Origin of the sequence: Micromonospora lutea, from assembly GCF_016863535.1 — a bacterium.
Lineage (GTDB): Bacteria > Actinomycetota > Actinomycetes > Mycobacteriales > Micromonosporaceae > Micromonospora > Micromonospora lutea.
On the sequence record NZ_BOPB01000041.1, the window covers coordinates 1 to 17,539 of the forward strand.

The 17,539-nt window shown below is 68.6% G+C and carries 13 protein-coding genes; 6 read left to right on the plus strand and 7 right to left on the minus strand.

Translation table 11 applies throughout. The annotated features are described in order from the left end of the window. From Vlu01_RS26960 to Vlu01_RS26970, 3 genes are all read left to right on the plus strand, one after another. On the plus strand, window positions 1-3,021 hold a 3,021-nt coding region (locus tag Vlu01_RS26960), incomplete at its 5' end, for an alpha/beta fold hydrolase (protein WP_204004856.1). Beyond that, window positions 3,018-4,283, plus strand: a complete 1,266-nt coding sequence (locus tag Vlu01_RS26965) for an MDR family MFS transporter (RefSeq protein WP_204004859.1) — start codon at window positions 3,018-3,020, stop codon at window positions 4,281-4,283. The genes Vlu01_RS26960 and Vlu01_RS26965, both read left to right, overlap by 4 nt. Continuing rightward, on the plus strand, window positions 4,270-6,624 hold the full coding sequence (locus Vlu01_RS26970) for a penicillin acylase family protein (protein WP_204004861.1): 2,355 nt from the start codon (window positions 4,270-4,272) through the stop codon (window positions 6,622-6,624). Before Vlu01_RS26965 ends, Vlu01_RS26970 begins: the two co-directional genes overlap by 14 nt. A 127-nt stretch (window positions 6,625-6,751) precedes the next feature. Here the strand turns inward: Vlu01_RS26970 and Vlu01_RS26975 are convergent, their stop codons facing one another. Beyond that, window positions 6,752-7,120: a YciI family protein gene (locus Vlu01_RS26975; RefSeq protein ID WP_204004864.1), complete on the minus strand. Its 369-nt coding sequence runs from the start codon at window positions 7,118-7,120 to the stop codon at window positions 6,752-6,754. A gap of 288 nt (window positions 7,121-7,408) precedes the next feature. Between Vlu01_RS26975 and Vlu01_RS26980 the strand changes: the two genes are divergently transcribed. Then, window positions 7,409-7,573 (plus strand): hypothetical protein, encoded by a 165-nt coding sequence (locus tag Vlu01_RS26980; RefSeq protein ID WP_239096156.1) that lies wholly within the window; start codon window positions 7,409-7,411, stop codon window positions 7,571-7,573. A 32-nt stretch (window positions 7,574-7,605) separates the two neighbouring features. Further along, entirely contained in the window at window positions 7,606-9,402 is a 1,797-nt protein-coding gene (locus Vlu01_RS26985; protein ID WP_204004867.1) for a carbohydrate binding domain-containing protein, read from the plus strand. Window positions 9,403-9,466: 64 nt separating this feature from the next. On the opposite strand, the gene Vlu01_RS26990 is transcribed toward Vlu01_RS26985, so the two are convergent. Beyond that, the gene (locus Vlu01_RS26990) at window positions 9,467-10,081 is read right to left on the minus strand and encodes a helix-turn-helix domain-containing protein (protein ID WP_204004870.1); all 615 of its coding nucleotides are present in this window, start codon (window positions 10,079-10,081) and stop codon (window positions 9,467-9,469) included. A gap of 243 nt (window positions 10,082-10,324) precedes the next feature. On the opposite strand from Vlu01_RS26990, the gene Vlu01_RS26995 reads away from it, so the two are divergent. Beyond that, the gene (locus Vlu01_RS26995) at window positions 10,325-11,338 is read left to right on the plus strand and encodes a helix-turn-helix domain-containing protein (protein ID WP_204004873.1); all 1,014 of its coding nucleotides are present in this window, start codon (window positions 10,325-10,327) and stop codon (window positions 11,336-11,338) included. Window positions 11,339-11,374: 36 nt separating this feature from the next. On the opposite strand, the gene Vlu01_RS27000 is transcribed toward Vlu01_RS26995, so the two are convergent. The 5 genes from Vlu01_RS27000 to Vlu01_RS27020 form a co-directional block, all read right to left on the minus strand. Then, window positions 11,375-12,106, minus strand: coding sequence for a hypothetical protein (locus Vlu01_RS27000; RefSeq protein ID WP_204004876.1), 732 nt, complete (start codon window positions 12,104-12,106; stop codon window positions 11,375-11,377). 69 nt (window positions 12,107-12,175) lie between these two features. Next, window positions 12,176-13,006: an RNA methyltransferase gene (locus Vlu01_RS27005; protein WP_204004887.1), complete on the minus strand. Its 831-nt coding sequence runs from the start codon at window positions 13,004-13,006 to the stop codon at window positions 12,176-12,178. Window positions 13,007-13,275: 269 nt separating this feature from the next. Continuing rightward, window positions 13,276-14,223, minus strand: coding sequence for a hypothetical protein (locus Vlu01_RS27010; RefSeq protein ID WP_204004879.1), 948 nt, complete (start codon window positions 14,221-14,223; stop codon window positions 13,276-13,278). Between the two features lie 100 nt (window positions 14,224-14,323). Continuing rightward, entirely contained in the window at window positions 14,324-16,180 is a 1,857-nt protein-coding gene (locus Vlu01_RS27015) for a glycoside hydrolase family 15 protein (RefSeq protein ID WP_204004882.1), read from the minus strand. Between the two features lie 36 nt (window positions 16,181-16,216). Beyond that, complete coding sequence (locus Vlu01_RS27020) at window positions 16,217-17,470, minus strand: AfsR/SARP family transcriptional regulator (RefSeq protein WP_204004884.1); 1,254 nt, start codon at window positions 17,468-17,470, stop codon at window positions 16,217-16,219. Window positions 17,471-17,539 lie beyond the last annotated feature (69 nt).

A 17,539-nucleotide genomic window follows, 5' to 3' on the forward strand; every position in this document is an offset into this window, starting at 1 on the left:
CCGCCCGGCGAGGCGGGGGAGATCATCATCTCCGGGGCTGCGCTGAGCAGTGGCTACCTCGGCAGCCCGCGACTCAACCGTGCGCGTTTCGTGCGCCTGCCCGCGACGGGGGAGCGGGGCTACCGCTCGGGCGACCAGGCCGTGTTCGTGGAGCCAGGCGAGTACGAGTACCGGGGCCGACAGGACGACCAGGTCAAGATCCGTGGCTACCGGATCGAAATCGGGGAGGTGGAGAACGCCATCCGCAATCTCGGCGCGGTCTCCGGAGCGGCCGTTGTCGCCCGTGACCTGCCGCAGCACGGCAAGGCGCTGGTCGCCTACGTGGTGCCGAGCCAGCCCGGACTGACCGCCGTTGCCCTGCGTCGTGCGCTGGCCGCCTCGCTGCCGTCATACATGCTCCCGAGTCTCTTCGTCACCCTGGACGCCCTACCGCTCAGCCAGAACGGCAAGTTGGATCGCCAGGCGTTGCCGGATCCCACCCAGGCGGCGCACCTGCCCGATGCCGAGGACGGCCCTGCCCCGGTCACCGCGCCGGTCCCGACCGCGTCGAGCGGTGACGCCGACGAGGGCCGCATCGCCCAACTGGTGACCGATCTGCTCGGTGTCGAGCGGGTCGAACCGCAGACCAGCTTCTTCGAGCTCGGCGGTCACTCCATCCTCGCCACCCGACTGGTTGCCCGCGTCGGCAGCGAGTACGGTGTCGAGATCCCGTTGCGCCTGTTCCTGCGCGACCCGACCGTCCGCGGGCTCACGCAACTCGTCCGGCGCGGCGGTGCCGACGGGCGTACCACAGGCGGCGGCGGAATCCCGCTGTACCGCGTTCCGGAGAACGAGCCGGTGCCGGTGACCGATCCCCAGGGACGGCTGTACTACCTGGCCCACCTGCAGCGCGACAGCGCCGCGTACAACCTGCACCAGGCCGCCCTGCTCGACGGTGACCTGGACCTCGGCGCTCTGGAGCGGGCCTTCCGGGCCATCGTCGACCGGCACGCCACGCTCCGTACGGTGCTGCGCCTGACCGACACCGGCATCGTCCAGGTTGTCCGTCCCGCCGGCCAGTTCCGGTTGACGGTCGAGGCAGCCGAGGTGACCCCCGACTCCGACCTGAGGGCAACGGTGGCGCGGCTGTCCGAGCAGGAACTGCGCCGCCCGTTCGACATCGAGCACGACGACATGCTGCGGGTGCGGCTGATCAAGTTGACCGCCCGGACGCACGCCCTGCTGATCAGCATGCATCACGTAGCCTCCGACGGCTGGTCGATCGGTGTCCTCGCCCGCGAGGTCAATCACCTCTACCGGGCCTTTCACCGGCAGTCCGCGGCTGAACCGGCCGACCTGCCGCCGCTACCGATGACGTACGCCGACTACGCCTACAGCGTGGCGCGGTGGGTGGACAGCCCGCAGTCTGCCCGTGACCTCAGCTACTGGGAGGACCGTCTCCGGGACCTACCGCTCGTGCACTCCCTTCCACTCGACCGGCCTCGCCCGATCGAGCAGACCCACGCGGGTGAGAGCATCATCCAACGACTGGACCCGCAGGTCGCGGAGGAGGTCCGCGCGCTGGCCCTGACCACCGGCACCACCGTGTTCGTCCTCCTGCACGGTGTCTTCGCGATGCTGCTGGCGAGTCGCTCCGGTAGCGATGACGTGGTCGTCGGCACCCCGGTCGCCAACCGGCACGGTGCGGAACTCGACGGGCTCATCGGAATGTTCGTCAACACGCTGGTGCGCCGCACGCGGGTCGACGACACCGTCACCTTCGCCAGCTACCTCACCCACGTGCGGGAGGAGACACTGCTGGACCTTGAGCACCAGCACGTGCCGCTGGACATGGTCGTGAGCCGGCTCAATCCAGCCCGCTCGACCGGATACTCGCCGCTCTACCAGATCATGTTCGCGTACCAGAACGACCAGCGCGTCGGCATCGAGCTGGACGGACTCGCCGTCGACCTGCTTCCGTCACCCGCCCAGGACACCCAGGCGGAGCTGATGCTGGATGTGTTCGACATCGACCGGGACCTTGAGCTGCGGTGGCACTTCAACCCTGACCTGTTCCGCCGTTCGACCATCCAGTCCTATGCTGACGGCTTTCTCGACCTGCTGCGGCGCGCCTTGGCGCAACCGCACGCCAGGCTCGCCGCGCTGCTGGATCGGGAGCCCTCCGGCGGCCGACGGCTGCTGACGTTGCGGCACCGACCCGACGGCGTCGCTCCGGTCTACGCGCTTCCCGGGGTACTCGGTCTCGGTGCCTCCTTCGCCCAACTGAGTGCCACGTTCGACGACCGCTCGTTCCTCGCGGTCTCCACCCGGGAGCTGTACCAGGAGGGACGTGACGACACCGTCACCAGTCTCGCCCGCAGCTGCGCCGAGGTCATCGCCGTGACCGCGGAGGGCGGGCCGGTGAATCTCGTCGGCCACTCCTTCGGGGGAACCCTCGGCCTCTACGTCATGCACGAGTTGCGGGCCCGAGGCGTCCCGGTGACCAGCCTGGTGGCGCTCGACTCGGTGGGCCCGGAAGCGGTGCAGCGTCGTCTGGGGACGTCCCGTGCCGAGCAGCTCGTCTCGTTCCTGGCGATCCTGGCGGAGATGTTCCCGGCGGTTCGTGAGCACGCCCCCTCGCAGCTGCCGAGCCTGCTGCAGACCATGCCGGAGAAGCAGCTTCTCGCCCAGGTCCAGGACCTGATCGGGCCGGACGCGCCACAACTGCTCAATGGCGATCTCACCGAGGTTTTCGACGCGTTCAGCGGAATGTCGTCCCTGCGCTGGCCGCCGGTCACGGTCCCGCCGGAGGTGTCGATCATGCTGATCGAGGCGACTCACACCAAGCATGACCCCGGTGAACAGCCGAAACCCGAATGGCAGCGGATCACCGGAGGGAGGCTGGAGTACGGATCGGTCGCCGCCGGGCACGAGGCGATGCTCTCGCGGCCGTACGTCACCGAGGTGGCCGAGCTGATGCGTCGCTTCCTCCAACACCATGATCCGACCACCAAGGACGGGGCAGGGTCGGCAGCCCGATGACGACGACAACGCGCCCGGTGGCCCTGGCCCGGCTGCTGATCGCCGGGGCCGGGATCATGAGCCTGGCGAACTCGGTGGCGATTCCCTTCCTCGCGATCTTCCTTCATCGGGAGCTGGGCCTCACCCCGACCACCATCGGGTTCATCATCGGGTCGTCGGTCTTCTTCTCGATCCTCGCCGGCTTCGTCGGTGGTTCCCTCTCTGATGCGTTGGGCCGTACCAGGCTGCTGCTGCTCGCGTTGTGCGGGGTCATCGCCTCCTTCGTCGCCTTCTACTTCAGCAACGGGGTCGTGGCGGTCTTCTTCATCAACGCCGCCCTGGCCCTGAGTAGCAGCACCTTCAACCCGGTGGCCAAGGCCCTGCTCAGTGACCTGCTGCCGGCGGAGGACCGCCTCAGATGGTTCTCCTACCAGTACATGGCGGTCAACGTCGGATTCGCCGTCGGGCCGCTGCTGGGGGCGTACGCCGGCCTCTCCGGGGGTCGGGTGGCCTTCCTCGTCGCCGCTGCGGTCTACGTGGTCTACCTCTGCCTGTTCGGGCTGACGCTGCTGTTCCTGCCGCCGGTGACTCCAGCGGTGGTCGCACAGGAGCCCAGCACCGGATTCCGTAGCCACCTCAACGGTCTGCGGGACAGCTTCCGAGTGGTCGCCCGAGACTTCCGGCTGCTCTGCTTCATCGCTGCCGGTCTGCTCCTGGAAGCTGTGCACAGCAAGATATCCGCCCTGCTGGCGCAGCATCTCTCCGCCGGGTTCACCGACGGGACGAAGATTCTCGGCTACGTGTTGACCACCAACGCGATCACCGTGGTGGTCGTCCAGCTCTTCGTCTCGCGGTACACGCGCAAGCGTGATCCGGTGCGGTCGATCGTCATCGGCGGGGTTCTCCTCGTCGCGGGCATGGTGGGCTTCGCCTTCTCCGGTCCGGGCTGGCAGTTCGTGGTCGCGATGGTGGTCTTCACGGTCGGGGAGACCTTCATCATCCCGGCGGAGTTCGCCGTCATCGACCGGATCGCGCCGGCGGACCGGCGCGGCAGCTACTTCGGGGCGCAGACCTTCGCGCAGCTCGGCGGCTTCATCGGACCCTTCACCGGTGGGCTGATCCTGGCCCACTACGGGGGGACGGCGATGTTCCTGGGCGTCAGCGTCTTCGCGGTGATCAGCGTCCTGATCTATCTCCTGGTGGGGCGCAACATCCCCGGGCTGCAGGTGGGCAAGGCCGCTCCCGTCGCGGCGAAGGCGGTGGTCGGTGATGGTGCTACGTGACCGGCTACGCGACGCGGGACTACGGCTACTGCGCGAGCCGGCCGTGCGGGCACATCCTGGTCGTGGGTCGCTGAGGTTGCGCGGACTGACCGATCGGGCCACCGTGCGACGCGATGACCGGGGGGTTCCGTGGGTCGCCGCCGACGACGAGCGTGACCTCTACTTCGCGGTCGGGTTCGCCCAGGCGAGTGACCGGCTGTGGCAGATGGACGTGCTCCGGCGGCGGGCCCGGGGCCGGCTCGCGGAGGTGCTGGGCAAGCCGGTGCTGCCCGAGGACGTACGGGCCCGCCGGCTCGCTCTGGATCGGGTGGCGCGCCGCTCGCTGCACCTTCTGGACCCGGAGTCGTACGGCTGCCTGGTGGCCTTCAGCGACGGCGTGAACGCGGCGATCCGACGGCTGCGGCGCCGGGCCGGTCTTCCGGTGGAGTTCCTTCTGCTGCGCTACCGGCCCGACCCTTGGACGCCGCTCGACTCGGTGCTCATCGTCAAACACCTGGGGTTCGACCTCGGGACCAACCTTCGGCAGGAGATCTTCCGCACGCGACTCACCGAGGAGCGACCAGGCCACGCCGTCTCCTTCTTCGCCCCCCGCTATCCGGCCGACGGCGCGGTGACGATCCGACATCGCGGGCAGAGCGGTGTCCCGCGCCAGGATCACCGGGACGTGCTCGCCCCGGCCCCGTCCGCCGCGCTGTCCGAGGAGTCCCGTGCCTGGCTGCGGGGGCTGCTGGGCGGGGAAACGTTTCCCGGATCCAACGCCTGGGCGATCTCGGGGCGACTCACCCGCTCCGGCGCGCCCCTGTTGGCCAACGATCCGCACGTGCTGTTCACCCAGCCGAGCATCTGGTATCAGATGGGCCTTCGGCTGTCGGCCGGCACGACGGCGTACGGCATCACCGTTCCCGGACTGCCCGGACTCATCGCCGGAAGTAACACCCAGCTCGCCTGGGGCATAACGAACGCCACGGTCGACACCCAGGATCTCTGCCTGCTCGAAGGCCGGGCAGCGCGACCGACCTGGAGCCAGGAGAGCGTCATTTCGGTACGGGGTGGCGAGGACGTCCAGGTCAGCGCCGCAGGCGGAGATCGGCACGTCGAGTTCGACGTGCCAGGTCCGGGTGACAGCTCCCGGTTCGGCCTTTTCTGGAGCGGCTTCATCCCCTCTACCGAGATCACCAGTTGTCTGCGGATGTGGCGGGCGGAGAGCTATCCCCGTTTCCGCACGGCCCTACGCGACTTCGGGGTGCCGGTGCTCAACGTGGTGGTGGCCACCGCCGACGACGTCATAGCGCTCAAGACCGCCGGAAACGTGCCGCGGCGGAGGCCGGGCAGCGGGCTCTCGCCGGCACCGTTCGACGACGTCGCCGAATCGTGGCAGGAACTGCTGACCTTCGATGAGCTGCCGGAGACCGTCAACCCCACCGAGGGTTACGTCATCTCGGCCAACCACAAGCTGGTGCCGGACGACGCACGCGTGCAGGTCGGCGCCGACTGGGTTGCCCCGTACCGGGCGGAACGCATCGAGCGACTCATTCTCGGCAGTGGACTGATCACGGCCGAGCAGTGTGCGCGCTGGCAGAACGACGTGGCCGACGGACGAGCGGCCCGGGTGCTGCCGGCGCTGCTGGCTGCCCTGGACGCGCGCCCTCCGACAGACCCGCTCGCAAGAGCCGGACACCGCCTGCTGAGCGAGTGGGACGGCTACGCCCGAGCAGACCAACCGGCACCACTGATCTTTTTCCGTCTGGTGCAGGCCCTGGTGGAGCGATGGGTGAGTGAACCACTGGGTACGGATCTGGCCGCGAGCATGCCGGACCTGACCCTGCAACTTGATCATCTCATCCTGCACGAGGAGGCCAGACGGGAGCTCGGTGAGACCGAACCACTACCGGTCGTCGTCTCCGACGCATTGTGCAGAGCGATCGAGACGATCGCCACCGAACATGGTGCGGATCCGGAGGGTTGGCGTTACGACGCGGTACACCGCATCGACGATCGGCACCCGATCGGCAATGCACTGCCCGCGCTACGCGGACTCTTCGGCGGTGAGACGACTCCGGTGGCAGGTAGCGGTCATTCGGTCTGTCTCATGACACCGGATCGCAGCGGCGCCGCTATCGAAGGCGCGCCATGGCGCTTCGTCGCCGAGGTCGGTCCCGCCGAGCCGATACTGCGGGACGTCCTGCGGCACGGCAGCTCGGGGCTGCCCGGATCGGTGCACTACGACGACCAGACGCAGGACCATGCCACAGGTCAGATGTACCTGAATTCGCTCGCAGGACCGAGCGTTGACGCACGGACAGTTCTCACTCTTCTGAGATCACGCTGGTCACCTGGTTGAGTCGGACGACGCGGCGTCGCCAGCGGCGGAGTTGGCGCAGCGTGCCGCCCGAGGCGGGCGGACGCATGCGGCCGACCACCCGATCGCGTCCTGTGTCACCGGCAGGGGTTCAGACCGCCGGTGTTCATCACCTGCCATGCCGGCGGAGCATCGCCTCTGTCTCTGGATCGGGCATGATCTCCCGGACCTCTTGCGTGCAGCGGCATGCCTCGGCAATCTTGGCAGCCCACACCAGCGCCTCATCGCGGGAGGCTACGTCGACGACCACGAATCCGCCAATGACCTGCTTGGTCTCCGGATAAGGGCCATCGGTGACCGACCCGTTCGTGGCCACGAGCCTCGCCCGCTGGCGTTCAAGTCCAGCGCCCAACACGAACACGCCGGCGTTCACGGCCTCTTCAACCACCGCGTGCGAGGCTTTGCCCACGTCGGGCATCTCCTCGGCGGGGATGTGGTCCATCGCGCCGTCATCAAACGAGATCAAGTACCGCGCCATCCCACCACGCCCTCATCCCGGCAGCCTCGTCGGGCCGCCTCTCGCCTGTTCTCATGTCCTCGCCGAATACCTGACGTCCACAACATAGCCAGCTCGCGGCCGGTGTGCTGCCCTGCGACCACGCGGCGTTGGACCACGAGGGGACGCGCTTCGCAAGGTCACGGGGAGGTTGTCGGGACGTCCGGTCCTTCCGGGTCCGACCACGATCTGCCCGAGCTGCCTGTGTCCGAGGGATACCGCACGACCTGGACCGACCGTGTTGTTCTGGTCGGCGAGGATGAAGCGCGGTTGACGACCTGGATGCCCACGCACCTGCGCCTGACCTGGGCGCAGGACGTGGAACCGGCGACCGTCGAGGGCGCTGAGGTGTGTTCGGCACTGATCCGAAGCCTGTTCGGTGGCTGCGAACAGGGCGGTGGTTCCTACGGTGAGCCGTCCATGGCGGCGACCTGATCGTCGTCGAACCGATCCGGAAAGGCCTCTCCATGATCCGATCGATCGGCCCGCGCCACCCCACCGCCGGGCGGCGACTCCGTCGTCTGCTCAGCGTGATGCTCGCGGTCGTGCTCGCCAGCACCCTCCCGGCCCTCATCCGTTCCGCACCGGCCGCCGCCGCTTCCGGCAACCTCATCCTCAACGGTACGTTCGACAACGGCAGGACCGAGCCCTGGTGGACCCGGCTCGCCGCGACCCGCACGACGGTCAGCGCCGGCCAACTGATCGTCCACACCGCCAACACGGTCGGCAAGCCGGTCTGGGAGGACCTGGTCGGGCACTTCGAGTTCGGGGTGACAGCGGCCCAGCCGTACCGTTTGGAGTTCGACGCCTCCGCCGAGGTCAGCCGGAACGTGCGCGTCTCGGTTTCCCGAGTCGACACGCCCTTCACCTCTGCGGTCGACCAGACCGTCGCGCTCACCTCCACCATGCGCCGTTTCACCTTTGACTTCGTCTCCCCGTTCGGTGACCCGAAGGCGGTGCTCCTCTTCCATTTCGGCGGGCAGACGGCCTCGACCGTCCGGCTGGACAACATCTCGCTGACCCCGTTGGCCATCGACCCGGCCATCGACCCGATCCTGTACTGGAACGACGTTCTGCTGGCCAGTTACCGAAACCTGGCTCTGCCGCCCACCGCCGCCGCTCGGGACGCGGCGATCCTGCACGCGGCGATGCACGACGCCGCCGTCTCGGTCACCGGCGTCGGCAACTCCTACCGGGTGCGGGTGCCGGTCAGCTATCCGGGCAACATGGAGGACGTGGTGGCCCCGTCCCTGCATGCGGCCATCGACCAGGCGGCGTTCGACGTACTGGTTGCTCGTTATCCGCAGCGAAGGGCGAGCCTCGAGGTGGCTCTCGACACGGCCGTCGCCCGCCGGCCGTCCGGGGTGAACTCTGCCGAAGCCACGCGGGGTACGGCAGTCGGTGCTGCGGCAGCAGCCGCTAATCTTCAGGCTCGCGCAAACGACGGCTCCGTCGACGGCGGACAGTACCAGCCTGACGGCGTTGACGGGTCGTGGCGACCGACCGACCACAATGCGGCGGTCACCCCGAACTGGGGCCTGGTCACCCCGTTCGCGCTGGCCTCGGGCCGGCAGTTCCGCCCTGGTCTGCCGGCCGGCGCCGTCGACTATCGGGACCTGCTCGGCAAGCAGGAATACCGCAACCAGGTTCAGGAGGTGCGGGATTACGGCGGCCGGACGTCGTCGCTGCGTACCGCCGACCAGACGCAGCTCGCGCACTTCTGGGCCAACGACGTGGATGGCACCTACAAGCCGCCGGGGCAGCTCTTCGCACACACCCAGATCGTGGCGAAGCAACGGAAGCTCGGCATCCTGGCCAATGCCCGTCTCTTCGGTTTGGTCGGCCTGGCTCTCGCCGACGCGGCCATCGCCGCCTGGGACGCCAAATATCTGACCTCGATCGACCTGTGGCGACCGGAGACCGCGATCGGCAACGGTTGGCAGCCGTTGTCGCAGCATGAGAACGGTACCTCCTTCTCACCGGCCTTCCCGGCCTACATCTCCGGACACGCGACCTTCGCCGGGGCATGGGCCGCAGTGATGAAGAGCTTCTTCGGCACCAACGACATCGCCTTTGATGCCACCACCGACGATCCGTTCGCCAAGGGCGTCATTCGGCACATGACGGGCTTCGACCAGGCTGCCCGGGAGAACGCGTCCAGCCGGGTCTACCTGGGCGTGCACTACCGCTTCGACGCCGACGCCGGCCTTGCCACCGGCGGGTCCGTGGGTGCGTACGTCTACGCCAACCGCCTTCGACCGTGAGTCGAACGCCGGTGTGAGGGGGCTCCCCGCCTGGTCCGCGCGACCGGGCGGGGAGCGGTGTGTCTCACGGCGGCGTCAGCCGCTCCTGCGGCTCCGCATGGTCGGGCCGTACCAGCCCAGCCGCAGCACGAGCGGGCAACCGCCGGTCGTAGGAACGTCCGGGCCGTCGGCGTGCCCGCAGCACCCCGTACGCGCCGATGGCGAGCGCGCCCGCCAGCGTGATCGCCGCCAGCCGTAACTGGCGACCGTGCCGGCGGGCAGCGCGGTACGTCGTGGTCGCCGGCCGGCGCGGCGATAGCTGGTTGCCGGCCGGGAGCCTCATGCCGAACAGCGCCGGGTCGGGCGACGCCGGGTTTGGGAGCAGCGACTCGTTGACCCATCGCGTCTGCTCGCCGAGGCGTACGTTGATGTCATGGCGTAGCCCGACCCACTGGTCGATGGCCGCTGCCGGCGTACCGCAGGCGGCCAGCAGCGCCACGACGGTCCGTTCGCGGGGCAGGGTGGTCCGCCCCAGCATCGTGGCGAGAGTGCTCGGCGGCAGCCAGTGCCCGGCAGCCGAGGCGCGCCGGGAGATCTCCCGATAGGTCAGGCCGGATCGTCTCCGCAGGTCCCGGAGTAACCCGACGTACTCGATCGCCGTGGCGGCCTGCGGCACCGAATTTCGGGCAGCGTCGTGCATTCCTTCTCCCCGTGTCTTGAGGTGGTCGGGCTCGGACCGGTACCGGTCGCTCGGCCCTGCGCCGGTCGGCGGCGGCCACCGATGAAGACGCTAGGGAACCGGGTTACCCGGTGCAATGCCCTGCTCGGTGCGGTGCGGTGTCCGCGCAGCTCACGGCGGCTTGTCCGGGTCTTGTCCGACCACCTCGGACAGTCACTCGGCGGCGTCTTGCCTCGCCGTTTGCGGACTCAGGAGAATCAGGCGATGAACATGGGGGAGCTACGACCGGACGAGGCTGCCGACCCCGCCGGGCTCGTCGACCTGCTGCGCCGCCTCAAGGACCGGTCCGGCCTCACGTACCGGCAGCTGGAGCAGCGCGCGGCCGCGGCAGGCGACGTGTTGGCACGCAGCACCGCTGCCGACGTCCTTCGCCGGTCCACCCTTCCGCGACCGGAGGTGTTGGCCGCGTTCGTCCGCGCCTGTGGGGCGGAGGATCAGGTGGAGGCATGGATGCGGGCACGGGACCGGCTCGCGTCCGGCGCGTACGCCGCGTTCGGAGCGACGTCGGCCACGCCTCCGGCGGGCCTGCCGTCGACCGGGGTGGCTTCGGACGATGTCGACCCGTTGACGCGACAATCCGGCGCGGCGCGTCGGGGCCGGTTCGTAGGAGCTGCGCCGACGCTGCTGGTGGTGAGCGTGCTGCTGGCCGCGCTCGGCGCTGGTGCCTGGTTCTGGTGGCCCGAGGACGAGCAGCGGGTGGCGCCAGAGGGGAGCGGCGCGGCCACCTCGCCGGGTGCAAGTTCGTCGGCCATGCCGAGTGGCGGGCGAAGCCAGATCCGGCCCGTCCGCGCCCCGCAGCTCTGTATCACCGAGGGACGCGAACGCGCCGGCCGATATCCCAACGCGGTGGCGGTCCAGCGTCCGTGCACCGAGGCGACCCCACCGGACACCTACCTGCAGCCGGTGGCGGACGGCCTGTACTTCATCAAATGGGATCACCCGGTGCACGGGCCGGGCTGTCTCACCGTCCGCCGGGAGGATCCCGGCCGATACCTGGTTGAGCCATGGCAGCACTGCCGCACCGACTTCTGGCCGCAACTGTTCCGTTTCGAGCCGACCGGCTCGGTGCCGACCGGGTACCGCATCCGACCGGCGGACAGCGACCTGTGCCTGGGCATCCGGGACCCCGACACCGAGGTGCCGGCCGAGGCGGCGGCGGAACCGTGCACAGGTGGCGCGGACCAGGTTTTCCTGGTCGATTCACTGCCGGGAGGGTGATGGCGAGGCCACTCAACCAAAGGTGCAGTCCGGACGCTAACTGCCACGCCGTGCCGTCCAGGTCCACGCGTGGCTGACTGTGGCGTCACCATCCTGGGTCTCGGTCGTGGAATTAGTGGCGAGCATGAGTAGACCTGACGGATCTGTGCCGACGGCTTCCGATGGCCACGGCGATTCGAGCTTGAAGCCTCCCTCCGTGAGCACATCGTTCTTGTTCAAGTATCTCAGCGTCACTTTGCAGGCAATCTCGTCTGGCTGCTCGCCGGCCCAGCCGAGGGTGAGCTTTCCGTGGAGGAATTGCCCGCTGATCGGGCCGTGAATGGTCAGCATGGGTTGTGCCCAGGCCACTTCGACGCCGATGATCGTTTGAATGCTGACGTTGGGAATCAGGGCCGGCCACCCGAGGATACCGGCCGTCGAGCTTCCGACTGCCTTCGCGGCGTTGACCTTGGCGTTGAGTTGGGACACGTCGTGGGTGGGTCGGAAGACGACAACGGCGAAGCCGGTCACCGCGCCGTCGGCGTCGGCCTGGAACCAGAAGTCGCCGTCAGCCGTGTAGCCGGCGCTCATGTCGCTGTAGCTTCGGCTCTTCTGACTGTGTGTGACCCCGGTCCAGGTGGTACCCGCAGCGCCACTGGTTGTGGCGACGGGCGGTGTCCGGTCGGACGTGCAAGCGGCCAGAGTGGTCACCAGGGTAGCCACCAGAGCCACGGCCATAAATCTCGCGGATGCCTTCATGTGTTCATGTTCAACGGCGAAGTCAAGCATCCCGGTGACGATTTACGGTTCTCCGAAAGCCGAATATCCGAGCGGGAAAGATTGCCTGATCTGGATCTTCTACCGCCGGGCGGCGGCGGCCCGCTGGCGTGCCGACTCGTAGAGCACGACAGTCGCGGCGGTCGCCGCGTTCAGGGAGCTGGCGGACCCGACCATGGGGATCCGGACGAGCTGGTCGCATGCCTCGCGCCAGCCGGAGCTGAGACCGGTGGTCTCGTTGCCGATCAACGTCAGGGTGGGTTGGGTGAAGTCGTACTCGGCGGTGTCCACGGTGCCGCGCTCATCGGTTCCGATGATGCCCATGCCGATGCCGGCGGCACGGACGTCAGCGACCCAGGACAGAACGGCCTGGTGGGAGGGAACCCGGACCACGGGCACGGCGAACAGCGAGCCGGTGCTCGCCCGGACCGCCTTCGGGTCGTACACATCGGCGGCGTGGCCGGTGACGATCACGCCGCCGGCGCCGAAGGCATCCGCCGACCGCACGAGGGTCCCGATGTTGCCGGGGCTGGTGGGGCGATCGAACACGACGGTGAGCATGGTGGGACCGACCGGGATCCGGCCCAGGTCGTCCTCCGGCAGCGCGACCACGGCCAGCAGCTCGGGAACGGCGTCTGCCTTACCTCCCAGGTCGTGCATCAGTTCACGCGAGACTGCGAACTTCTCCGCCCGGACTGAGTCCAGGGTCTCGCGTGCCCAGCCGGACAGTTGGGCACCGGTGTCGTAGAGCAGCTCCCGGATCTGCCAGCCGTGCTCGATGGCCAGGGTGATCGGGCGTACGCCCTGCACGAGGAACTCGCCGCGTCGCTGCCGCTTGGTCCGATTGCCGAGAAGAGCTTCCCACTGCTGGAACCGCGCATTACGGCCACTCACTCGTAGCGCCATTGCCACCCCCGTCTCCGTCGTACGTAGCCCGCCCGCGCACTGCCCCTGCCGCAGGTCACCAGCCACGGGCAACTGTGCTGGACGCCGGCCGGGATTCGCCACCGTCGGTGCCGTTCCCGTCCGGACCGACAGCGTCCTGCCCGAGACCGCGACGGATCGCGATCTCCACGGGTGAGTATGCGCCGTCGGCCCGCTCAAGTTCATACGGCACGGCTGGCATAAGGAACAGCATCAGACCTGGAGACCCGCATCGTCGATCATCTTCGCTGAGCCGCTCACCCTTGGGTGAGGAGATTGCGGCGTTCGATGTCGATCATGGCGAGTCGAGCGCGTACCTGGGCTGCCCGTTGCTCCAGCCGGGCTTGCACATCGCGCACCAGCCGCATGGACTGGGCGATGTTCTGCTCGGCCTGCTTGATCCGATCTCGTACCGCGAGGTCGGTGAAGATGTTGTCGAACCAGACGTCGACGAACCGGGTCAGGCCGTTGACCGCCAGCTGCGGGGCCGTCAGTGCCATCCCAGGGACGTCGGTGAGTTCGGTCCGCAGCACCACGAGGCAACGATCGGCACGGGCTGCGGCGTGCGCCGCCTCATCCAGCCTGGAGTGTTTGATCGCGCTGCTGATCGCACCTCCACCGAAGAACGTGTCGTAGGTCGACCAGCCGGAGGCGCTACCGAGCTTGTCCCGTACCTGGGACAGGGCGTGTGACGCGGTCCGCGCGGCCTGCATGGCCTCGGTCACCTCGTGCAGCTCACCGTTGAGCCGTCCTCGCTCGTCGGCCAGCGCCAGCAGCGGCGCACGGCGCGGGTCGTCGGAGCCGTCCAGGTGTCGCTCCTTGTCGTCGAGTACAGCGGCGTAGGCGCTCGGCGCTGCGGCGAGCTGACGCAGTCGCGCCTGCGTGGCCGCGTCTTCCCGTCGTAGCGCCTCAAGCCGGCCCTCGGCCTCGGTCACCCGATAGCGTGCGGCGTCGGCCTCCGCGCGTTCACGCGCCAGCGTGTCATCACGGGCGCCGCGCAACGAGACCAGCACCCGGGTCAGGGAGAGACCCTCCAACTGCTCGACGTCCTTCTGCTCGCGGGCGTGCCGTGCGCGCAATGCGGCGAGCTGCGTGGTCATCTCGTCCATTCGCCGGCGCAGATCCGCACTACGCTGGGTGGTCGTCTCGTACTCACGGAGTGCTTCAGCGGCCGAAGTCAGCCGTTGTTCGATGTCGTCAGCCACGCCATCCATTTCACGAGGGCGGTGCAACTGTGAGGGGCCTGCGCGTCAGTAGATGGGGCTTGGCGATCCGGCCGGAGTTGGCTCGGCTCCCACGTGATCTTCAAGATCGGTGAAGGTGGCTCGCGCTGTTGGCGTCGGTGTCGAGCAGATCGTTGAGCGCCAGCGCTGAGTTGATCAGCGCGAGGTGGCTGAACGCCTGGGGGTAGTTGCCGATCTGCTCGCCGGTCGCCGCGATCTCCTCGGCGTAGAGGCCGAGGTGGTTGCTGAAGGTGAACATCTTCTCGAACGTGAGTCGTGCGTCGTCGAGGCGGCCGGACCGGGCCAGGGCCTCGACGTACCAGAACGTGCACATGTTGAACGTGCCTTCGTGGCCCGGCAGACCGTCGGGGGAGTGGTACGGGTCGTACCGGTGGACCAGGCTGTCGGAGACCAGTTCACGTTCGATCGCGTTCAGGGTGGACCGCCACAGTGGGTCGTTCGGCGTGACGAAGCCGACTGCCGGCATCGCGAGCAACGCCGCGTCCAGCATGTTCTCGCCGTACGCCTGCACGAAGGTGCCGCGATTCCGGTCGAATCCACGGTCCATGACCTGGTTGTAGATGCGGTTGCGTTGCTCGGACCAGGAGGCGATGGCGCCGGGGCGGCCGGTGCGGGTGGCGAGGCGGATGGCCCGGTCCAGCGCGACCCAGGACATCACCCGGCCGAAGGTGTAATTGCGGGGGTGGTGGCGGCTTTCCCAGATGCCGGCGTCGGCCTGGTCCCAATGATTGCAGAGCCAGTCGACGAGCCGGACGGTGCTCTGCCACACCTGGTGCGAGACGCGAATGCCCTGCTCGTCAGCGAGGTGCATGGCATAGAGGGCCTCGCCGTGGATGTCGAGCTGGAGCTGGTCGGCGGCGCCGTTGCCGATCCGCACCGGCCGCGAGCCGCGGTAGCCCTCCAGGTGGTCGAGAACTTCCTCGTGCAGGTCGGACGAGCCGTCCACCCGATACATGATCTTCAGCGGATCCCGATGGTCGCCGGCCTCACGGATCCGCTCGTCCAACCAGTCGATGTAGCGGCTCACCTCCTCGGTGAAACCGAGGCCGAGCAACGCGTGCACCGAGAACGAGGTGTCGCGTACCCAGGTGTAGCGGTAGTCCCAGTTGCGGGTGCCGCCGACCAACTCGGGCAGCGCGGCGGTGGGCGCGGCGATCATCGCACCGGTCGGCGCGTACGTCATGAGTTTCAGCGTGATCGCGGAGCGCTCGACCATCTCCCGCCAGCGACCGGTGTAGCGTGAGCGGTCAAGCCAGCGTCGCCAGTAGTCCCGGGTCCACTCGAACATCCCCTGGACTTCTTCCTGGGAGATGATCCGTGGCTGCGTGCCGGCGGTCTCCAGGACCACCCCGCCGGTGTCGCCCTCGTTGAGGGTGCCGTACGCGACCAGGTCGTTGCCCTCCAGGCGGATGTCGCCGCGTTCGGAGATCAACTGCCGCACCGGATCGACCGGGTTGAACGTCAACGTCGCCGACCGGCTGCGGAAGACGTAGCCGTGGCGGTGGGCTTCCAGCTGATGCCCCTCGCGGGCGTAGTCGAACCGCGGCCGGCACTCCACCCGGAAGCGCATGCTGCCGCGGACCATGGTGACGAGGCGGACCAGGCGGTGCGCGTCGATGGCCCGCTCGCCGGTGACCGGCATGAAGTCCGTCACCTCGGCCACACCGTCCGCGCTGATGAACCGGGTGATCAGGATGGGTGTGCCGGGGAGATAGAGCTGTTTGGTGACGTACCGCACGTCGTGCGGCGCGATCCGGAAAAAGCCGCCCTTCTCCTTGTCGAGCAGGGCGGCGAAGATACTCGGCGAGTCGAAGCGCGGCGCGCAGAACCAGTCGACCGTCCCGTCGCACGTCACCAGCGCGGCGGTCTGCAGGTCGCCGATGAGTCCGTGATCCTCGATCGCCGGATAGCTGTCCACGTCTCTCCCGGTTCGGCTGTGTCCTGCGCATCGAACCTATGGGAAGAAATGTCGAGTTGGGTGGGGATTCACCCTCAGCCACCCTGTCGTGGCGCTCCACGCCGTACCCGGGTCAGCCTCCCGCTGTGGGATCTGCTCGGTGGAGGCCGCGTTGTCCAGAACCACCAGCAGTCGCCGGCCGTCGGTCTCGGTACGCCAACGCGCGGCGCGTGACTGCGCGTCGGACGGGATGTCCTGGTCGGGTACGCCGACGGCGGTGAGCAGGCGGCCCAGCGCCTCCTGCGCCGGCAGGGCGTGTTCGACGTCCTCGCCACGCATGTCGAGGTAGATCCGGCCATCCGGGAAACGGTCTCGACGAAGGTGACCCCAGTGCACGACGAGCGCGGTCTTGCCCACCCCCGCCGTGCCACAGACCACCACGACTCCGGGCGGGCGGGTAGCGTGCGCGGCGTCGAGACGGGCAAGGTCGTCGACCCGACCCACGAAGTCTGGGACCGGTGCCGGAAGCTGGCGTGGAATTCCTACCGCGTGGCGGTTCACCGGTTCGCCGAGCAGTTGGTGGTGGGTCCGCGTCAGTTCCGGTCCGGGGGACACGCCCAGTTCGTCGGCGAGCGCGCGGCGGGTCGCCTCGTAGCGCTCGAACGCGGCCGTCCGTTGCCCGGTGGCCTGGTACGCCCGGATCAGCGTGGCCTGCACCGCCTCGTCGAGCGGATGCACGGCGCCCTCCACTGCCAGTGCGGCGAGGATCTCGGCCGCGTGGCCAGCCTGAAGCATCAGGTCCCAGTAGGACAGTTGGGCCCGGCGGCGCTCCGCCCGCAGACCCATGACCTGCGGATGGTTGTCGAGCATGGGTACGTCGCAGAGTGGGTCGTCCTCCCACAACCGCAGCGCTTCCCGGAGCATCGCCACCGCGCGGACCAGCTCACCGTCGCCTTCGGCTGTCTGCGCGGCGTGCACCGACTGACGGAAGCGCTGCAGGTCCAGGGCGTTGTCGGGCAGCCGTAACAGGTATCCGTCACCAACGGTGGCGAGCACGCCGCCCCGACCGCGAGGGCTGCGCTGCGGATCCAGCAGGCGGCGCAGGTGCTTGACGTGGGTGTGCAGCACGTTGACCGCGCTCGACGGCGGTCGCTCCTGCCAGAGTGATTCGATCAGCTCGCGACGCGTCGTCAACCGCCCGGCGTTCAGTAGCAGGACGCCCAGCACGAGGCGGCGAGTGGGCGGACCGGTGTCAACCTCGCGGTCACCGTGCCACACGCGCAAACGGCCGAGCACCTGGACCACCAACACTGACGCCAGTGTAGTGACGCTCATCAACGGATGGCCAGAGCTCGTCCAGCGGCGGCGCGGGCGACCATG